General features: G+C 71.5%; 14 protein-coding genes. 7 read left to right on the top strand and 7 right to left on the bottom strand.

The annotated features are described in order from the left end of the window. Nucleotides 1-13: 13 nt before the first annotated feature. The 4 genes from BDW27_RS02735 to BDW27_RS27370 form a co-directional block, all read right to left on the bottom strand. Complete coding sequence (locus BDW27_RS02735; protein WP_110048106.1) at nucleotides 14-592, bottom strand: rhodanese-like domain-containing protein; 579 nt, start codon at nucleotides 590-592, stop codon at nucleotides 14-16. A gap of 126 nt (nucleotides 593-718) precedes the next feature. Continuing rightward, a complete protein-coding gene (locus BDW27_RS02730) occupies nucleotides 719-2080 on the bottom strand; it encodes a glutamine synthetase family protein (RefSeq protein WP_199560527.1) in 1362 nt (453 codons plus the stop codon). Nucleotides 2081-2233: 153 nt separating this feature from the next. After that, the gene (locus tag BDW27_RS02725; protein WP_110048104.1) at nucleotides 2234-5281 is read right to left on the bottom strand and encodes a helix-turn-helix transcriptional regulator; all 3048 of its coding nucleotides are present in this window, start codon (nucleotides 5279-5281) and stop codon (nucleotides 2234-2236) included. Beyond that, the gene (locus BDW27_RS27370) at nucleotides 5281-5436 is read right to left on the bottom strand and encodes a hypothetical protein (RefSeq protein WP_199560526.1); all 156 of its coding nucleotides are present in this window, start codon (nucleotides 5434-5436) and stop codon (nucleotides 5281-5283) included. Before BDW27_RS27370 ends, BDW27_RS02725 begins: the two co-directional genes overlap by 1 nt. 331 nt (nucleotides 5437-5767) lie before the next feature. On the opposite strand from BDW27_RS27370, the gene BDW27_RS02720 reads away from it, so the two are divergent. From BDW27_RS02720 to BDW27_RS02710, 3 genes are all read left to right on the top strand, one after another. Beyond that, nucleotides 5768-6388, top strand: a complete 621-nt coding sequence (locus BDW27_RS02720; protein ID WP_017546715.1) for a hypothetical protein — start codon at nucleotides 5768-5770, stop codon at nucleotides 6386-6388. A gap of 79 nt (nucleotides 6389-6467) precedes the next feature. Next, entirely contained in the window at nucleotides 6468-6806 is a 339-nt protein-coding gene (locus BDW27_RS02715) for a hypothetical protein (RefSeq protein WP_017546714.1), read from the top strand. Between the two features lie 256 nt (nucleotides 6807-7062). Further along, a complete protein-coding gene (locus tag BDW27_RS02710; RefSeq protein ID WP_110048103.1) occupies nucleotides 7063-8883 on the top strand; it encodes a carbohydrate-binding module family 20 domain-containing protein in 1821 nt (606 codons plus the stop codon). Nucleotides 8884-8926: 43 nt separating this feature from the next. On the opposite strand, the gene BDW27_RS02705 is transcribed toward BDW27_RS02710, so the two are convergent. Further along, complete coding sequence (locus tag BDW27_RS02705) at nucleotides 8927-9517, bottom strand: M15 family metallopeptidase (protein WP_110048102.1); 591 nt, start codon at nucleotides 9515-9517, stop codon at nucleotides 8927-8929. A 157-nt stretch (nucleotides 9518-9674) separates the two neighbouring features. Between BDW27_RS02705 and BDW27_RS02700 the strand changes: the two genes are divergently transcribed. Beyond that, on the top strand, nucleotides 9675-10349 hold the full coding sequence (locus BDW27_RS02700; RefSeq protein ID WP_017546711.1) for a response regulator transcription factor: 675 nt from the start codon (nucleotides 9675-9677) through the stop codon (nucleotides 10347-10349). Next, nucleotides 10346-11479, top strand: a complete 1134-nt coding sequence (locus tag BDW27_RS02695; RefSeq protein WP_110048101.1) for a HAMP domain-containing sensor histidine kinase — start codon at nucleotides 10346-10348, stop codon at nucleotides 11477-11479. Before BDW27_RS02700 ends, BDW27_RS02695 begins: the two co-directional genes overlap by 4 nt. Here BDW27_RS02695 and BDW27_RS02690 read toward each other — a convergent pair. Together BDW27_RS02690 and glnA are read right to left on the bottom strand one after the other, a co-directional pair. Next, nucleotides 11467-14568 (bottom strand): bifunctional [glutamine synthetase] adenylyltransferase/[glutamine synthetase]-adenylyl-L-tyrosine phosphorylase, encoded by a 3102-nt coding sequence (locus BDW27_RS02690; protein ID WP_110048100.1) that lies wholly within the window; start codon nucleotides 14566-14568, stop codon nucleotides 11467-11469. The genes BDW27_RS02695 and BDW27_RS02690 overlap by 13 nt on opposite strands. A 112-nt stretch (nucleotides 14569-14680) precedes the next feature. Continuing rightward, nucleotides 14681-16105 (bottom strand): type I glutamate--ammonia ligase, encoded by a 1425-nt coding sequence (gene glnA / locus BDW27_RS02685; protein WP_017546707.1) that lies wholly within the window; start codon nucleotides 16103-16105, stop codon nucleotides 14681-14683. Between the two features lie 329 nt (nucleotides 16106-16434). Between glnA and BDW27_RS02680 the strand changes: the two genes are divergently transcribed. Then, nucleotides 16435-16941: an RDD family protein gene (locus BDW27_RS02680; RefSeq protein WP_017546706.1), complete on the top strand. Its 507-nt coding sequence runs from the start codon at nucleotides 16435-16437 to the stop codon at nucleotides 16939-16941. 226 nt (nucleotides 16942-17167) lie between these two features. Next, the coding region (locus tag BDW27_RS02675; protein ID WP_199560525.1) for an LCP family protein at nucleotides 17168-17850 on the top strand (683 nt) is incomplete at its 3' end.

The raw sequence follows: 17850 nt of genomic DNA, 5'->3' as shown, positions 1-17850 counted from the left end.
TTCGGGTGGACCGTTAGGTCCGGGAACCCGCTCGGCTGATCCGTGCCAGTGAGGCCTCGACGTCCACCCGCTCGGTCGGCCGGTTGTAGGGGAGCTTCGAGAGCAGGTGGACCATGGCGCACGTGTTGGTGATCCCCGCGAAGGCCAGCCCGGCGCCGACGAACGCGGCCACGAACACGGCGGGGGTCCACCACAGGCTCAGCAGCGCCGCGACCAGCACGATCGAACCGGCGACGAGGCGCACCTGGCGGTCCAGGGCCCACCGTTGCGGCCCGTGCACGGCGGGGCCGTCGGCGGCCGCCCAGGCGTTCATGCCGCCGGTCAGCACCACGGCGTCGTCCAGTCCGGCGGCGGCCAGCCGCCGCCGCGCCTGTTCGGCGCGGGGCCCGGACTGGCACACCAGGACGACCTGCTCGGAGGCGTCCCGGGCGACCCGCCCGGCGTGTTGGTCCAGCTCGCCCAGCGGGAGGTTGACCGCCCCGGGGATGTGCGCGCCCTCGAACTCGGCGGGGGTGCGCACATCCACCAGGAGCGGGGCCGACCCGCTGTCGAGCCTGGCTCTGACGGTCGCTGCGTCGACGGACTCGATCATGTGTGTGTGACTCCAGGAGGGGAGAAGGGATAGTCGACAGCTTTGGTAGGAATTCTACCCCCCGGGGTATGTGACGTGCTTGCCACTCCTTCCGGGAATACCCCCGCCGCGAAGCCCGGCACCTGGTCAGAGCGTGGGCAGGTACCTCTGGAGTTCGTACGGGGTCACCTGGCGTCGGTAGGAGTTCCACTCCGACTTCTTGTTGCGCAGGAAGAAGTCGAAGACGTGCTCGCCCAGTGTCTCGGCGACCAGCTCGCTGTTCTCCATCAGGCGCAGCGCCTCGTCCAGGCTCTGCGGCAGCGGCTTGATGCCCAGCGCGCGGCGCTCGGAGTCGGTGAGGGCCCAGACGTCGTCCTCGGCTCCCGGCGGTAGCTCGTAGCCCTCCTCGATCCCCTTCAGCCCGGCGGCGAGGATCACCGCGTAGGCCAGGTAGGGGTTGGCGGCGCTGTCCAGCGAGCGGATCTCGATCCGGCTGGAGTTCGACTTGCCGGGCTTGTACATCGGAACGCGGACCAGGGCCGAGCGGTTGTTGTGCCCCCAGCAGATGTAGGCCGGGGCCTCACCGCCCATGCCGGCCGAGGCGGCCGGGTCGTCCCAGATGCGCTTGTAGGAGTTCACCCACTGGTTGGTGACGGCCGCGATCTCGTCGGCGTGTCGCAGCAGCCCGGCGATGAACCCGCGCCCGACCTTCGAGAGCTGGTACTCCGCGCCCGGCTCGTAGAAGGCGTTGCGGTCACCCTCGAACAGCGACAGGTGGGTGTGCATGCCCGAACCCGGGTACTGCGTGAACGGCTTCGGCATGAACGTGGCGTACACGCCCTGCTCCATCGCCACCTCCTTCATCACGAGCCGGAAGGTCATGATGTTGTCGGCGGTGGTGAGCGCGTCCGCGTAGCGCAGGTCGATCTCCTGCTGGCCGGGGCCGCCCTCGTGGTGGCTGAACTCCACCGAGATGCCCATGGCCTCCAGCATGTTGATCGCGTTGCGGCGGAAGTCGTGGGCGCTGTTGTGCGGCGTGTGGTCGAAGTACCCGCCTGAGTCGTTGGGCTCGGGGAACTCGCCGTGCTCGGGGAACTTCTTCAGCAGGTAGAACTCGATCTCGGGGTGCGTGTAGAAGGTGAACCCGAGGTCGGAGGCCTTGCCGAGCTGGCGCTTGAGCACGTGCCGGGGGTCCGCCGGGGACGGCGAGCCGTCGGGCATGAGGATGTCGCAGTACATGCGCGCGGTGCCGTGCGGCTCGTTGCGCCATGGCAGCACCTGGAACGTGGAGGGGTCGGGCTGGGCGAGCATGTCGGCCTCATAGACCCGGGCGAAGCCCTCGATGGCCGAGCCGTCGAACCCGATGCCCTCGGAGAAGGCGGCCTCCAGTTCGGCGGGTGCGACCGCCACGGACTTGAGGTACCCGAGCACGTCGGTGAACCACAGCCTCACGAACCGGATGTCGCGCTCCTCCAACGTGCGGAGCACGAATTCCTGCTGTCGATTCACGATCAAACCTCCTCGATGCCGGTCGGTCCCGGCCCGGTCCGCGCACGTGAGCCGTGCCGGGAACGATCTCCCGGGGCCAGTCTGCCGTGCGGATATTTCCGGGGCATTTCCGCACACGCCAGCCAGCCTGCCCGGACCTCCCCCGCACAGGCATTATGACCGCTGAACCGGGAGGTTCGGGACGAGCTGGGCCAGGCCGAGTTCGCGCGCACGCGCCCCGGCCGTCGCGCGGTTGGGCACACCGAGCTTGCCCAGGATGTTGGACACGTGCACGCTCGCGGTCTTCGGGCTGATGAACAGCGCCTCGGCGATGGCCGCGTTGGTCGCGCCCGAGGCCAGAAGCCGCAGCACCTCGGTCTCCCGGGCGGTGAGCCCGGCGGGCGCGGGCGGCGGCACGGACCCGCCGGACAGGCCCGTCCCGAGCCTGCGCGCCAGGTCCTCGGCCGCGCGGGCCAAGGGTGACGCACCACACGCGGCGGCCGTCTCGTGGACCATGCGGGTCAGCTCCACGGCATGTGACCGTTCCCCGGCGGCGATCCGGGCCTCGGCCTCACGCAACCGGGCCCGTGCCCGGTGCAGCCGCATGGGGGTGGCGTCCCAGGCCGTCACCGCGGCGGCCCACGACGCGGCCAGGGCCGGGGCCTCGGTCCCCCCGGCCTCGGCCAGCAGGGACCGCACGGTCGCCGCGTACGCCGGTCGGACCAGACCGTTGAGGGGGAGCTTCCCCGCGACGGTGCCGACCAGCCCGCCCACCAACCGGGCCGTCTCCCCGTACTTCGCCCCTCCGCGGGCCCGCTCCGCGCCCAGTCGGGCGGCCTCGGCCATCTGTTCCAGCAGCGGCCACGAGTACCCCGGAGAACGCTCCAGGGCCGCCTGCTCCAGGACGTCCCGGGAGAGGGACAGCGCCTCGGCCAGGTCACCCTCGGCCAGGGCGGCGTCCAGCAGCCCCGTGGTGCGCAGCTGAACGATGTCCATCCGGTGCGCGTCCAGCATGGAGCGGTCGCCGCTGGGCCCCGCCTCGGCCCGCGCCGCGACCACGTCTCCCATCGCGGCCGCAGCTCGCGCCTCCACCGCCTGCATGTAGTGCTGGTGTTTGCGGTCGCCCAGATTCCTGCTCAGGTAACGGCGGTAGACCTCCCGGCTCTGGCGGAGTTCTCCTGTCTCGAAGAGGATCTCGGCCCGGTTCTGGTGGTTGAAGGACCGGTGGAAGGGCGCCCAGCTCAGTGCCTCGTGCCGGGCGAGGGACTCCTCCAACACGCGCAGGCCCTCCTCGTGGTGACCGAGTTCACGCAGGAAGTGGCCCAGGTTCCCTGCTCCGCGCGCCTCCATGTAGGGCTCACGCAGCTCCATGGCCTCCGCCATGCCCCGTTCCACCAGAGGGCGCCCGTTTTCGATGTCACCGTCGCGCATACGGACCCCGCCCAACGTGATCCGGGCGTCGGCCGCCGCGCACCGGTCGGAGCGGCTGCCGCCGTCGGCCGCCTCGATCGCCAGTTCGGACAACGTGCTGGAGCCGCGGCCGGTGTCGTTCAGTTCCTGGAGGATCCGCTGCGCGGGGGTCGGTTCCCGGTCCTCGCGGAGCATGGCGCTCTCCCGGGCGAGGACGGCCAGGAGCTGGCTGTACTCCGGCATGTGCGGCGGGTGCAGTTCCAGGGCCCGCACCAGGTCGTCCAAGCCGCCGCCGCGCACGTTGGTGGAGCGGGCCTGCCCGCGCTTGCGCAGCAGGATCGCCCGTGTCGCGAGGGTCACGTCGTCGTCGGCGTCCTCGGGCAGGGTCGCCAGCGCCTCGTCGACCAGCTCCAGCGCGCGCCGGTGGCGGTCGGCCGAGATCGCCGCGCTCGCGGCCTGGCTCACGACCTCGGGCCAGCTGTGCCCCTCCACCCGGTCGCCGGGGTCGGGTACCCGGTCCCACAGGGCCAGGACGCGGTCCAGCATGCCCAGGCGTTCGCCGAAGGCGAGCGTCTTGCTGGCCTGGACAGCCGCCCGCCAGGCGGCCTGCATGGCCCGGGGCAGGTCCTGCGCGGCGTGGTAGTGGTGGGCCTGCTCGGCGGCGCGGCGGTCCTTGGGGACCGCGTCCGGGTACTCGTCGATGAGCCGCGCGTAGCGCAGGTGCAGCCGGGAGTGCGGCCCGGGCAGGATCTCGTGGTGCACGGCGTCGCGCAGCAGCGCGTGCCGGAACCGGTAGCCGGTGCGATGGGGCCGCAGCACGTTGGAGTCGACCAGGGTGTGCAGGGCGGCCTCCAACTCACGCTCGGGCAGGTCGACCGCGTGGTGGAGCACCTCGTGCTCGATACCGTCGGCCACGGCCCCCACCGCCGCCGCGCGCAGGACCGACAGCGTGGTCTCGTCGAAGCGGCGCACCGGTTCCAGCAAGAGGTCGCGGAAGTGGTCGGGCAGGTCGGGGTCGTCGTCGGAGGGGCAGGTCTCGGCGGCGGCCAGCGCCTCCACGAACAACGGGACGCCCTCGCTGCGTCGGAAGAGCGTGTCCAGGGCGTCCTGTTCCAGTTCCTCGCCCCGGATCGCCGTGGCCTGGGCGCCCACCTCCTCCCGGGTGAACGGCTCCAGCACGATCCGGCCCACGCACGGAAGGCGTTCGAGCTGTGGCAGGAGCTGCCGCAACGGGTGCGTGCGGTGCAGGTCGTCACTGCGGTAGGTCGCGATGAGCTGGGTTCCGGGCCGGGAGAGGTTGCGGGCGAGGAAGACCAGCAGGTCCCGGGTGGCGCCGTCCGCCCAGTGCAGGTCCTCCAGGACGACGGTGACCCCCGCCTCCCCGGCCACCTGCTCGAACAGGCGCAGCACCTGTTCGAAGAGGATGCCCCGGTTCTCCCGGTGGTCGGCGGAGGGCTCGCCGAGTTCGGGGAGGAGCCGGGCGAACTCACCGGTCCCGCCCGGTGCGGCCGCGTCGAACGGGGGACGCCCGCGTTCGCGCAGGATCTGGCGGAGCACGGCGGTGAAGGGGGCGTAGGACAGGCCGTCCACACCCAACTGCAGGCAGGCGCCGACGAACACCGTCCCGGCGGGCCGGGTGGCGGCGAACTCGGAGACCAGGCGGCTCTTGCCGACCCCCGCGTCTCCGCCGACCAGCAACGTCTCCGGTGACCCGGTGCGCACGCGTTGGGCCTGGTCTGCCAGGAGACGGAGGTGGTCCCGGCGGCCGACGAAGAGGGGGCTGGTTTCGGAGAACAGGGGCATAGCGCTCATTATGCTCGCCGTGGACGCGGGCGCTCCTGGTTTCCCCTGGTTCCGTTCCGTGCTTCGGCCTTCTGGAGGCGGGCGCGGCGGCTGAGCTCGGCCTGGCGCAGGCGTTCGTCGCTGAGCGCGCGGGCGGTGGCGGCGCGCAGGTCCTCGAAGGTCATGGTGGTGGTTCCTCTTCCTCTGGGTCAGCGGGTGCGCGGGAGCCGTTTGTGGGGCCGGACCCGTGTCCCGCCCCGATGACCTCCACGATCCGGCTAAGAACGGACCCGGCGCATCGGTAGGAATCAGCGGTTCCCCGCCCGGCCCGGGGGATGGCGTCCTAAGACGGGTGAGAACCGCCCTAAGCGCCGCGTGAGCACGACCGATTCGCCAAACGCCCCGGCACTTCCTTGACTCCGGGACCCTGAGCCGGACAAGTGTGTGAGGTGGCCGGTCGTCTCCTGCGGGGGGCTGCCTGACCGGCCCCAGTGGTGAATCTCAGGAGGGCGTGGGATGACTCGGGTCGCTTGCGGGACCGACCGACGGGGCACGTTCGGGCGAAGGGCCGGAGGGGTCGTCGCGGGGCTGGTCGCGGCCGTGCTGTGCGCGGCCCCCGCCGTCGCGGACAGCGGTGGGTTCGGGGACGCGGACGCCGTGCGGCTGTCCCTGTCCGGGGTGGACGAGCCGCCGCTTCCCGGCGAGGAGGTCGTCTACCGGGCCACCGTGGTCAACGGCGCGGGGGTGGAGGTGGAGAAGGGCCTGCTCGCGCAGCACGTGCCCGAACCCCTGACGGTCCAGGAGGTGGGCGAGGGCGGGATCGTCGAGGAGGGCGTCGCCAACTGGAGGGTGGACCTGCCGGAGGAGGGTGAGGGGGTGTACACCGTCCGGGTCCGAGTGGCCGAGGACGCCGAGGTGGGGGAGCGGGTGGTGAGTACGGCCTGTCTGCTGTTGGACCGGGACGCCGAACCCGCGGCCTGTGCGAGCGACACCCTGCTGGTCGGTGACCCCACGGTGCTCTCACGGGTGGGGGATCTGATGGACCGGGACGGTCTCGTCCGCGCGGTGGGCGTGGGGGTGCTGATGTTGCTGGTCTGGCTGCTGTGGCGCCAGTGGGGCGCCTCCCGCAGAACCTGACCGGGCGGGTGTCTGATTTGTTACGTCATGGCGTCAGAAAGACGGGAGCTTCAACTACAACGCGTAGTAGTGTGCGGGTATGGACTTCCTTTACTCCGCGCTCGTGTTCCTGCACATGATCGGCCTGGCCGGGATCATCGCCGGTTTCCTCATGCAGCTGATGACCGACAACGTCAAGGCCACCAAGGTGCTGCTGCACAGCGCCCTGCTCCAGTTCGTCACGGGCCTGCTGCTCGTCGGCGTGGCCGAGATGGCCGACATCGGCGAACTCAACCACGTCAAGATCGGCGTGAAGCTCGTCATCGCCCTGGCCGTGGTGGTCGTCGGTGTGCTCAACCTGCGCAAGCCCGCGAAGAACCTGGCGATCATCGCCGGGGTCCTGGCCATCGTCAACATCGGTGTGGCGGTCTTCTGGTAGACGCCCGCCCGACCCGCCCGCACGGGTCTGTCGCCGGTGGCGGCCCGGAGTGCTCCGGGCCGCCACCGGCTTTTTCGTCTGGAAAATCTTGCAGCTCCTTTCGTCCAGATCAGAGCCGCGTTTCCACCATGTGTGCGTGTGAGCCGCCGTTCACGCGGTGTTCACAGGCGGGAGTTGGTCTGTTACCTTCGTCACCTCAATGCAAACTCTTGCGGAAACTGCAAGAGAATGCAGCACCTCCCCCCAAGGAGCGCACATGAGAACACCCCGCGTCGGCGCCCTCGCCGGAGCGGCCCTGCTGGGAGCCGCCCTGCTGGCGGTTCCCAGCCCGGCCGCCACCCAGGACGCCGAACCCGTCTCCGCGCAGAACCCCGCCCAGAACGGCAACGGGGACACCATCGTCCACCTCTTCCAGTGGAACTGGGACTCCGTCGCCGCCGAGTGCGCCGACTTCCTCGGCCCCGCCGGATACGGCGGCGTCCAGGTCTCCCCGCCCCAGGAACACGTGGTCGTCCCCTTCTCCGAGGGCGGCAACCACCCCTGGTGGCAGGACTACCAGCCGGTCTCCTACCGGATCGACAACACACGGCGCGGCACCGCCGAGGACTTCCAGGAGATGGTCTCCACCTGCGCCGACAACGGCGTGCGGATCTATGTGGACGCCGTCATCAACCACATGACCGGGCCGGCCGAGGGCACCAGCACCGGCAGCGCCGGGACGGAGTGGGAGCGCTACGAGTACCCCGACCTGTTCGGGGACGGCACCGCCGCCTACTCCTACGACGACTTCGGCCCCTGCTACGACACCATCGAGAACTGGAACGACAAGGACGAGGTGCAGAACTGCCAGCTCCTCGACCTGGCCGACCTCGACACCGGCTCCCCGCACGTCCGTGACCAGATCGTCCGGTACCTGAACGGCCTCGTCGCCATGGGGGTCGGCGGTTTCCGGGTGGACGCCTCCAAGCACGTGCCCGAGGACGACATGGGCGCCATCGTCGGAGCCCTGGACGAGGTCCCCGGCTTCGGCGGCGCCCCCCGGGTGTTCCACGAGGTCTACGGGGACCAGACGATCCCCTACACCGCCTACACGCCCTACGGGCAGGTCACCAACTTCGACTACAAGCGCTCCGTCGCCTCGGCCTTCGCCAACGGTGACATCGCCGGGCTCACCGACATGCCCGACCACGGCGGCCTCACCTCGGAGGAGGCCGTGGTCTTCGTCGACAACCACGACACCCAGCGCTACGAGCCCACCCTCACGTACGTGGACGGCGACCGCTACTACCTCGCCACCGCCTTCATGCTGGCGCACCCCTACGGCACCCCCGTGGTGATGTCCAGCTACGACTTCGAGGGCAACGTGACCGAGGGCCCGCCCAGCGTGGGCGATCAGGACGGCAACCCCGCCGGGTGGGTCACCGATGACAGCGACTGCTCCGGCTCCGCGTGGGTCTGCGAGCACCGGAACGAGGCCGTCAGCGGCATGGTGGCCTTCCGTGCGGCGGTGGACGGCACGGGCCTGACCGAACGGGTCCGGGAGGGCTCCTCCCGCGTGGCCTTCGACCGCGGTGCGGCCGGGTTCGCCGCCTTCAACGCCTCGGGCGGGTCCTGGTCGCTGTCCGCCCCGACCTCGCTCCCGGACGGCGAGTACGACAACGCCTCCGGCCCCGGCACCGCCACGGTCTCCGGTGGCCAGGTCAGCGCGACGGTCCCCGCCGACGGCGCCCTGGCGCTGCACGTGGGCGGCGAGTGCGAGCAGGACTGCGGCGGCGGTGAGCCGGGCGAACCGGGTGAGCCGGGTGCCCCCGACACCCTGACCGCGACCGTCGAGACCCGGTTCGGCCAGGAGGTGTACGTGGTCGGCTCCACCCCCGAGCTCGGGTCCTGGGACCCGGCGAACGGCGCCCCGCTGAGCACCGACGCGTCCACCTACCCGCAGTGGTCCGGCCCCGTCACCATCGGTTCGGAGACGGAGTGGAAGCTGGTCCGGGTCTCCCCGGACGGCGGCGCGGACTGGGAGCCCGGTGACAACCGGGTCGGCCCGGCCACCGCCGTCACCTGGGGTCAGCGCTGAGACCACCGGGCACCCCCGCGCTGGCGGGGGTGCCCGGCCCGGTTCAGCCCGCCGACGCGTCCTCCAGCGGCGTCGGGCAGGTTTCGCCCGGCTCCACGGTGAGTTCGTAGTGCCACACCTCGTTGGCGTAGGTCTGGCAGAGCCCGAACCTCGCCCCGTGTTCGACGAACCAGTACGCCGCGTCGGTGAGCCCCACGTCCACAGCGGCCCCCTGCACGTGCGAGGAGTCCTGGGGGGAGGCCACCCACCGGGCCGCCTCCTCCTCGCTTCCGTACACCTTCACCGCGGACTCCAGCAGGTAGCGCTGATAGCGCTCGCTGCGCCACCCGCTGGTCACCAGCACCTCGATCCCGGCCTCCTCCAGCGCCGCGTCGGCGGCCTCGCGCACCGCCTCCAGCAGGTCGGGGTCCAGCTCGGACAGCGCGGGCACGTCGTCAGCGGGATCCAGGCCGCCGCCCTCGGGAACGAACCCGTCCTCGTCGCCCAGCGGCGTCAGCCGGGTCACCGGCAGGTCCCGCGCCCAGGACTTCCCGGGGCCCGCCTCGCCCGCGTCGGCCGTCCCGGAGGCCGCACACCCCGCAAGGGCCACCACCAGGGCGGCCACGGTGGTCAGAGCGGTCGTTCGAAAGCGCATGGCACGTCCCTCCTCCATGGGCCGAACCCCGTGCTCGGCGCCGGAGGGCCCAGACCACCAGGGAGGATGTTGCACGGGTGTGTGCCGCCGAGCCAACACTTTCGCAACACCCCGCCTGCCTACACTGGGTCGCTGGCCGAGTGACGGGGGGAACCGCATGCGTGTGCTGGTGGTCGAGGACGAGGTCTTCATGGCCGAGGCCCTTCAGGCGGGACTGCGCCAGGAGGCCATCGCCGCCGACGTCGCCCTGGACGGCGACGCCGCGCTGGAGCGGATCGGGGTCAACGACTACGACGTGGTCGTCCTGGACCGGGACCTTCCCGGCACCCACGGGGACGAGGTGTGCGCGGTCATCGCCCGCGACCGTCCCGGCACGCGGGTGCTCATGCTCACCGCCGCCGCCCGGCTCCGGGACAAGGTGGACGGCTTCTCCCTGGGCGCCGACGACTACCTCACCAAACCGTTCGCGGTCGAGGAGCTGGTCATGCGCCTGCGCGCGCTCGCCCGCAGACCCGCGGCCACCGTCCAGCCGGTGCTGGAGCGGGCCGACCTGCGCCTGGACCCCTACCGGCGGGAGGCCTACCGTTCCGGCCGCTACGTCCGGCTGCCCCGCAAGCAGTTCGCCGTCCTCGAACTGCTCATGCGCGCGGACGGAGGAGTGGTCAGCGCGGAGACCCTCCTGGAGAAGGTCTGGGACGAGCACGCCGACCCCTTCACCAGCGCTCCCCGTGTCACGGTGTCCCAGCTGCGCCGGGCCCTGGGGGAACCCGACCCCATCGTGACCGTGCCGGGGGTGGGCTACCGCCTGGTCGACACCGGGGAGGGGAAGTGAGCGACGGCGGGGTGCGGGTCAGTGCTCGCCTGCGCCTGACCCTGGGCTACGCCGGGTTCGTGGTCGTGGCGGGTCTGACGGTGCTGGTCGGGGTGTACGCGGTCCTGCGGTTCGTGCCCGACTATCCGCTCACCGCAGCCAACCCCAGCGACCTGGGTCAACCCATCGCGGCCCGAGGGCAGATCCTGGAGGCCGTCGTCCGGATCTCCGGGGGCGTCCTGCTGGTGCTGGCGGTGATCGGGCTGGTCGGCGGCTGGATCCTGGCCGGATGGGTCCTGCGCCCCCTGAACCGGATCAACGACGCCGTCCTGATCGCCGCCACCGGCAGGCTGGGCCACCGGGTCGCCCTCTCCGGGCGCAACGACGAGTTCCGGCAGCTCGCCGACGCGTTCGACCACATGCTGGACCGCCTCCAGGACGCCTTCGAGGTCCAGGAGCGGTTCGCCGCCAACGCCTCCCACGAACTCCGCACCCCGCTGGCGGTCAACGCGACCCTCCTGGACGTGGCCCGGCGCGACCCGGAGGGGCAGGACCACCCGCGCCTGCTCGAACGGCTGGACCTCACCAACGCCCGGGCGATCGGCCTCACCGAGGCGCTGCTGCGGCTGGCCGACGCCAACGCCGTCACCGCGGTGTCCGAACCCGCCGACCTCGCCGAGATCGCGCGCGGGGTCCTGGCCGAGGGCGAGGAGGAGGCGCTGCGTCGAGGCGTCCGGCTGGAGCACGGGCTCGTCCCGGCGCCGACGGTCGGCGACACCGCGCTGCTCACCCAGCTCACCGAGAACCTGGTGCGCAACGCCCTGCGCCACAACACCCCGGGGGAGGGGGACACCGGCACCGCCCTGGTCACCACCGGTCGCGACCGGAGCACCGGCGACACCTTCCTGAGGGTCGAGAACACCGGGCCCGTGTACACGCCGGAGACCGCGGCCCGCCTGCACGAACCCTTCCTCCGTGGCGCGGGACGGATCGGGTCCGGCCAGGGACACGGCCTGGGCCTGGCCCTGGTGGCGCGGGTCGTGCGGGTCCACGGCGGCACCCTGGACCTGCGTCCGCGCGGGGCCGACCAGGGGGGAGGGCTCACCGTCACGGTCACCCTCCCCGCCCGCGGCGCCCCTCAGTCGTCGTAGAAGGCGCGTTCCATCACGGCGCGCGCCCGCCGGGTGGTCCGCAGGTAGGCCTCGGTCAGCTGCTCGGCCGGGCCCTCCTGTTCGGGACCCTCCGCCACCGCCTCGTCCTCCTCGGTACCCTCGCCGTCCGCGTCGGTCCCGTCGTCGTCGCCGAACCCCATGGCCTGGGCCAGGGCCGCGCGCACCCGCGGGTCGTGCGGGATCGAGTCGCCGCCCCGGCCGCGCACCAGCATCACCATGCCGCGCACCCGGGAGGCCAGCCGCCACGACCGCTCCAGGGCCACACCGTCGTCGGCGGCCAGGAACCCGTGCGCCACCGCCACCGCCAGAGCGGGCAGCGTCTGCGGGGTGCGCAGGTCCGGGTACTCGTGCGCGTGCCGCAGCTGCACCAGCTGCGCCACCCACTCCACGTCGGACAACCCGCCCCGGCCCAGCTTCGTGTGCAGGGTCGGATCCGCCCCGCGCGGCAGCCGCTCGGCCTCCATCCGTGCCTTGAGTTTGCGGATCTCCAGCACGGAGGCACGGGACACGCCGCCCTCCGGGTAGCGGAGCGGGTCGATCAGCGCGACGAACGCCGAACGCAGCCCCTCGTCCCCGGCGATCGGCCGCGCCCGCAGCAGCGCCTGGCTCTCCCACACCTGTGACCAGCGCCCGTAGTAGGCGGCGTAGGAGTCCAGGGTGCGCACCACCGGTCCGCTCCTGCCCTCGGGCCGAAGGTCCGTGTCGATCTTCAGCGGGGGCTCGGCCTGCGGCATCTCCAGCAGCCGGGCCAGCTCCCGCACGATCGCCAAGGCCTGCTTGGTGGCCGCGCCCTTGTCCGCGCCCGGCATCGGGTCGTGCACGTACATCACGTCGGCGTCGCTGGCGTAGGTCAGCTCACCGCCGCCGAACCGGCCCATGGCGACGACGCACACCCGGGTGAGCTCCTCACCGCCGGACTCGGCCACCACCTTGGTGTAGGCCGCGCGCAGGGCCGCGTCGATGGTGACCGCCGCGATCCCCGTGAGGGCCCGGCCCACCTCCTCGACCGAGCACACCCCCAGCAGGTCGGCGGCGGCCGTGCGCAGCAGCTCCCGGCGGCGCAGGGCCCGCACAGCGGACACCTTCTCCTCCGGGGTGTCGTAGCGGCGCAGGGCCGCGTCCGCCTCGGCCATCAGCGACCGCGTCTCCCGGCGCCGGAGGTCGGCGTCGTCGCCCAGCATGGCCACCGCTTCGGGGGCGCGCAGCAGCAGCTCGGTCACGTACCGGCTCGTGCCCAGCAGCCACGCCATCCGCTCGGCCACCCGGACGTCGTCCCGCAGCAGCCGCAGGTACCAGGGCGTGGTGCCCAGGGCATCGCTGACCTGCCGGAACCCGAGCAACCCGGCGTCCGGGTCGGGGGAGTCCGCGAACCACCCCAGCATCACCGGCAACAGCGTGCGCTGGATGGCGGCCCGGCGGGACAGCCCCGACGTCAACGACTCCAGGTGGCGCAGCGCCCCGCGCGGATCCACGAACCCCAGTGCGCCCAACCGCTCCACGGCCTGGTCGGCGGAGAGCCGGATCTCGTCCTCGGGCAGGGCGGCCACCGCGTTCAGCAGCGGACGGTAGAAGAGCTTCTCGTGCAGGCGGCGCACCTCCGCCGACACCCGCTTGCGGGCTCCGGTCAGCTCCCGGACCGGATCGGCGGTGAACCCCAGGGCCCGACCCAGCTGCCGCAGCCGCGACGGGCCGTCCGGGGCCTGGGGATCGGGCATCAGATGGGTCCGGCGCAGCCGCTCCAACTGCAACAGGTGCTCCACCCGGCGCAGGAACCGGTAGGCGTCGGACAGCCCGGCCGCGTCCCGCCGCCCCACGTATCCGTACTCCGACAGCGCCGCCAGGGCCTCGAGGGTGTTGCCCGACCGCAGGCGCTCGTCCGAACGCCCGTGCACCAGCTGGAGCAGCTGCACGGAGAACTCGATGTCGCGCAGCCCTCCCGGGCCCAGTTTCAGTTCGTGCTCGGCCTGGCCAGCGGGGATGTGCGCCACCACCCGGCGGCGCATGGCCTGTACGTCCTCCACGAAGTCCTTGCGGCCGGAGGCCTCCCACACCAGCGGGGCGATCGCCTCCGCGTACTGTCGACCGAGCCCCTCGTCACCGGCGATCGGCCGAGCCTTGAGCAGCGCCTGGAACTCCCAGGTCTTGGCCCAGCGGTCGTAGTACGCCAGGTGTCCGGCCAGCGGCCGAACCAGCGGACCGTTGCGGCCCTCCGGGCGCAGCGCCGGGTCCACCTCCCACAGGGTGCCCTCCGCGTCGGTCTCCGACGGGACGCGCATCATGGCCGTGGCCAGTCGCGTCGCGGCCCTCTGGGCCTCCTGTTCGTCGGCGGGCACGCCGTCCTCGCCCAGGGCGGGTTCGGCCACGAACACCACGTCCACGTCGCTGACGTAGTTCAGTTCGCGCCCGCCGCACTTGCCCATGCCGATCACGCTCAGACGGCACAGCGCGGCGTCCTCGGGGGACTCCGCGCGGGCCACCGCCAGCGCCACGTCGAGGGTCGCCGCCGCGAGGTCGGCCAGCTCGGCGGCGACCTCGTCCACGGTGTTCACCCCGGTCAGGTCACGCCCGGCCAGCCGCAGCACACGGCGCCGGTAGGCCACCCGCAGGGTGTGCCGCAGCACCGCCGAGGGGTCGTCGTCCCCGCCCAGCCCCAAAGAGAGGTCGGCCACCGGGGCGGGATCGTCGGGCCGCGCGCCCACGGTGTGCATCAGCCCCCGGCGCAGCTCCTCCCGGTCCGGGGTCCGGGCGGCGTCGGCCCCGCGCAGCTCACGCCAGTCGCCGGGGTGGCGCACCAGGTGGTCGGTGAGCGCCGGGCTGACCCCGAGGACGCCGCACAGACGGGTGCGCAGGTCCAGCTCCTCCCGCAGGGCCGCGCGCACCTCCTCCGGGTCCGGGGCGGCCTCCAGCAGCCGGAGCAGGCCCAGCAGCGCCTGGTCCGGGTCGGCCGCGGCCGCGAGGGCGCCGATCACCTCGGTGTCGGCCAGGGCGTCCAGCCCCGCCTCCTCCACCAGCCGCAGGGCCCGGGTGCTGTCACTGAAACCGCGTCGAGCGAGCGCGCCCGCTGTCATGTTGGTTCTTCCGTCCCTTGCCACGCGTCAACGGTAGCCGCATCGGGGAACCATGCCCCGGAACCGGGTCGGGGCCGGTACCCGAACTGGATACCGGCCCCGAGGGGTGTCGCTAGATGTCGTAGTAGAGCTCGAACTCGCGCGGGTGCGGACGCAGGCGCAGGGAGTCGATCTCCTCGGTGCGCTTGAAGTCGATGTAGGTCTCGATCAGGTCCTTGGTGAAGACCCCGCCCTCCAGGAGGAACTCGTGGTCGGCCTCCAGGGCCTCCAGAGCGGCGTCCAGGGACGCCGGGACGGTCTCGATCGCCGCGGCCTCGGCCGGGGGCAGCTCGTACAGGTCCTTGTCGACCGGCTCCGGGGGCTCGATCTTGTTCCGGATACCGTCCATGCCCGCCATCAGCATGGCCGAGAAGGCCAGGTACGGGTTGGCCGAGGGGTCCGGCACCCGGAACTCGATGCGCTTGGCCTTCGGGTTGGACCCGGTGAGCGGCAGGCGGATGCAGGCCGAGCGGTTCCGCTGGCTGTAGACCAGGTTGATCGGGGCCTCGTAGCCCGGAACCAGGCGGTGGAAGGAGTTCACCGTCGGGTTGGTGAAGGCCAGCAGCGCGGAGGCGTGCTTGAGCAGACCGCCGATGTAGTAGCGGGCCGTGTCCGAGAGCTGGCCGTAGCCGGCCTCGTCGAAGAACAGCGGGGCGCCGTCCTTCCACAGGCTCTGGTGGCAGTGCATGCCGGAACCGTTGTCGCCGAAGAGCGGCTTGGGCATGAACGTGGCGGTCTTGCCGGCCTCGTTCGCGACGTTCTTCACGATGTACTTGTACAGCTGGACCTTGTCGGCCTGCTCAAGCAGCGTGCCGAACTTGATGCCGATCTCGGCCTGCCCGGCGGTGCCGACCTCGTGGTGCTGGAGCTCGACCTCGATACCGGAGTCGATCAGGGTCCGCACCATGTCCGAGCGCAGGTCGCTGTAGTGGTCGACCGGCTCGACGGGGAAGTAGCCGCCCTTGAAGCGCGGGCGGTAGCCGCGGTTGCCGCCCTCGATCGCGGAGCCGGTGTTCCAGGCGCCCTCGATCGAGTCGATCTCGTAGTAACCGGTGTTCGCACGCGTCTCGAACTTGACGTCGTCGAAGATGTAGAACTCGGCCTCGGGGCCGAAGAAGGCGGTGTCGGCCACGCCCGAGCCCTTGAGGTAGGCCTCGGCCTTGCGGGCGACGTTGCGCGGGTCGCGGCTGTACGACTCCAGCGTGAGCGGGTCGTGGACGAAGAACGTCATGTTCAACGTCTTGTGCTTGCGGAACGGGTCCAGGACACCGGTGCTCAGGTCGGGCAGGAGCAGCATGTCGGACTCGTGGATGGCCTGGAAGCCGCGGATCGAGGAACCGTCGAACATCTGACCGTCGGTGAACGTGGACTCGTCAACGTTCTCGACCGGGAGGGTAACGTGGTTCACGCCTCCGAACAGGTCCGTGAACCGGACGTCGAGGAACCTGACGTCCTCGTCTCGGATGTAGGCGAGAACCTCTTCGACGCTGCTGAACAAAACGGAACCTCCGTGCAGATAGCTGAGACGGCGGGTTCGCGGGCCGCACCATCGCGGCCATGTCGAACCACGCGCCGTCTCCCGGCCTCGTCATCGAAGCTAGGAGCGCGTGATTTCCACGCCGTGTCTCGATTGTTTCCTGCATGTTACGGAGCCGGTCGCCCGCGTTGGCCAGTGGTCCCGTAACGGTGATTCCGCCTGTTTTGGGGAGAAACCGGGGCACCCGGATCTTGCGGAGTGACCGGCGACACACCCTCTCCCGTGGCACGTCACACCGCTCGCGCGGGCCCGCGCGCGGAGGGTGACGTGGGGCGGATAGCGTGAAAGACATGAGCGACAAGAGCCGGAGCGGCGCCCCCACGGTCTCCGAAGACGACTTCCGTTACCGCGGCAACCGGCTGGGTCTGCCCGAGAGCGGGAGTGGTTCGGTGCCCGGGGTCATGCGCCGCCTGGTCGGCCTCGCCCTGGACTGGGCCATCTCCGCGATGCTGGTGTGGGTCGCCATCAGCTTCGGGCTGGTCGGCCAGGAACTGGCCGCCGCCGCTGCCGCCGGGGGGGACCCCGAGGCCATCGCGCTGACCAACTTCACCACCCTGTCCACGCTGGTGGTGTTCGCGGCGATGAACCTCGTCCTGCTCACGCTGTTCGGTACCACGATCGGGCGACGACTCGTCGGGGTGGGCATCAGCGGAACCGGTGAGCGCTCCTGGCCCTGGTTCGCCTCCATGGCGGTGCGCACCCTGCTGTTGTGCCTGGTGATCCCGGCCGTGGTCTACGACCGCGACACGCGGGGCCTGCACGACCGCGCCGCCGGAACCGTCGCGACCCGCTACTGAGCGAGCACGCGCCGTACGCACCCTCCGCGCGCTGTGCGCACGCGCGTGCGCACCCGTGCCGAGCTGCTGTTAGCATCCGTTCACGGCGTTTCCGCAGGGACCCCCGCGACCTCGGGCCGTGTACCGCCTCTCGACGCCCGCCGCTCCGGCGGGCGCGCCGCCCGGACACGCCCTGGCTGCCCTGACCCGCCCCCCTCTAGGTCTCCTCGCACCCTCGAAGGTTCGCATGGCTGGAAGACGCTCCGCCCCTCGCAGCTCCGGTGCCCTGGGCACCTCCCGGCTGTCCGCCGCACAGTGGGTCGCGTGCGTCGTGACCGCGCTGGCGATCATCGCCAGCCTCGGTAGTTACGGCTGGTACCAGGGCCTGATCGGCAACATCACGACCGCCCAGGTCGACACCGACGAGTGGGATCGGCCCACGAGCGTCGAGGGTGTCATGAACATCCTCATCATCGGCTCGGACGTGCGCTCCGGTGAGAACGCCGAGTACGGCGAGGTCGAGGGGGAGCGGCCGGACACCATGCTCATCGCGAGCATCAACGTGGACAACGGCGCAGCCACGCTGGTGAACCTGCCCCGCGACCTCATGGTCGACCTGCCCGGCTGTGAGGCAGCGGAGGGTTACGAGGGCATGCAGCCCCAGCAGGGCATGATCAACTCGGCCATGACCTTCGGCGGGGTGGGCTGCCAGTGGAACGCGGTCGAGCAGGTCACCGGCGTGCACCTGGACCACTTCCTGATGATGGACTTCGTCGGCTTCAAGGACATGGTCGACGCCATCGGCGGGGTGGAGATGTGCATCCCCGAGCCGATCGACGACCCCAAGGCGCACCTGGTGCTGGACGCCGGACTCCAGAACCTGGACGGTGAGGACTCGCTCGGCTTCGTGCGCTCCCGCTACTCCCAGGG

The sequence above is a fragment of the Nocardiopsis sp. L17-MgMaSL7 genome, from assembly GCF_003182025.1.
In the GTDB taxonomy this organism is placed as follows: domain Bacteria; phylum Actinomycetota; class Actinomycetes; order Streptosporangiales; family Streptosporangiaceae; genus Nocardiopsis; species Nocardiopsis prasina.
The sequence above is the reverse complement of the archived record's forward strand: the minus strand, read 5'-3'. Positions and strand labels throughout refer to the sequence as shown.

What these genes read in the sequence shown, in the direction of transcription:
- BDW27_RS02735 (WP_110048106.1), bottom strand. Translation starts at nt 592, where the DNA reads ATGATCGAGTCCGTCGACGCAGCGACCGTCAGAGCCAGGCTCGACAGC.
- BDW27_RS02725 (WP_110048104.1), bottom strand. Translation starts at nt 5,281, where the DNA reads ATGAGCGCTATGCCCCTGTTCTCCGAAACCAGCCCCCTCTTCGTCGGC.
- BDW27_RS27370 (WP_199560526.1), bottom strand. Translation starts at nt 5,436, where the DNA reads ATGACCTTCGAGGACCTGCGCGCCGCCACCGCCCGCGCGCTCAGCGAC.
- BDW27_RS02720 (WP_017546715.1), top strand. Translation starts at nt 5,768, where the DNA reads ATGACTCGGGTCGCTTGCGGGACCGACCGACGGGGCACGTTCGGGCGA.
- BDW27_RS02715 (WP_017546714.1), top strand. Translation starts at nt 6,468, where the DNA reads ATGGACTTCCTTTACTCCGCGCTCGTGTTCCTGCACATGATCGGCCTG.
- BDW27_RS02710 (WP_110048103.1), top strand. Translation starts at nt 7,063, where the DNA reads ATGAGAACACCCCGCGTCGGCGCCCTCGCCGGAGCGGCCCTGCTGGGA.
- BDW27_RS02705 (WP_110048102.1), bottom strand. Translation starts at nt 9,517, where the DNA reads ATGCGCTTTCGAACGACCGCTCTGACCACCGTGGCCGCCCTGGTGGTG.
- BDW27_RS02700 (WP_017546711.1), top strand. Translation starts at nt 9,675, where the DNA reads ATGCGTGTGCTGGTGGTCGAGGACGAGGTCTTCATGGCCGAGGCCCTT.
- BDW27_RS02690 (WP_110048100.1), bottom strand. Translation starts at nt 14,568, where the DNA reads ATGACAGCGGGCGCGCTCGCTCGACGCGGTTTCAGTGACAGCACCCGG.
- BDW27_RS02680 (WP_017546706.1), top strand. Translation starts at nt 16,435, where the DNA reads ATGAGCGACAAGAGCCGGAGCGGCGCCCCCACGGTCTCCGAAGACGAC.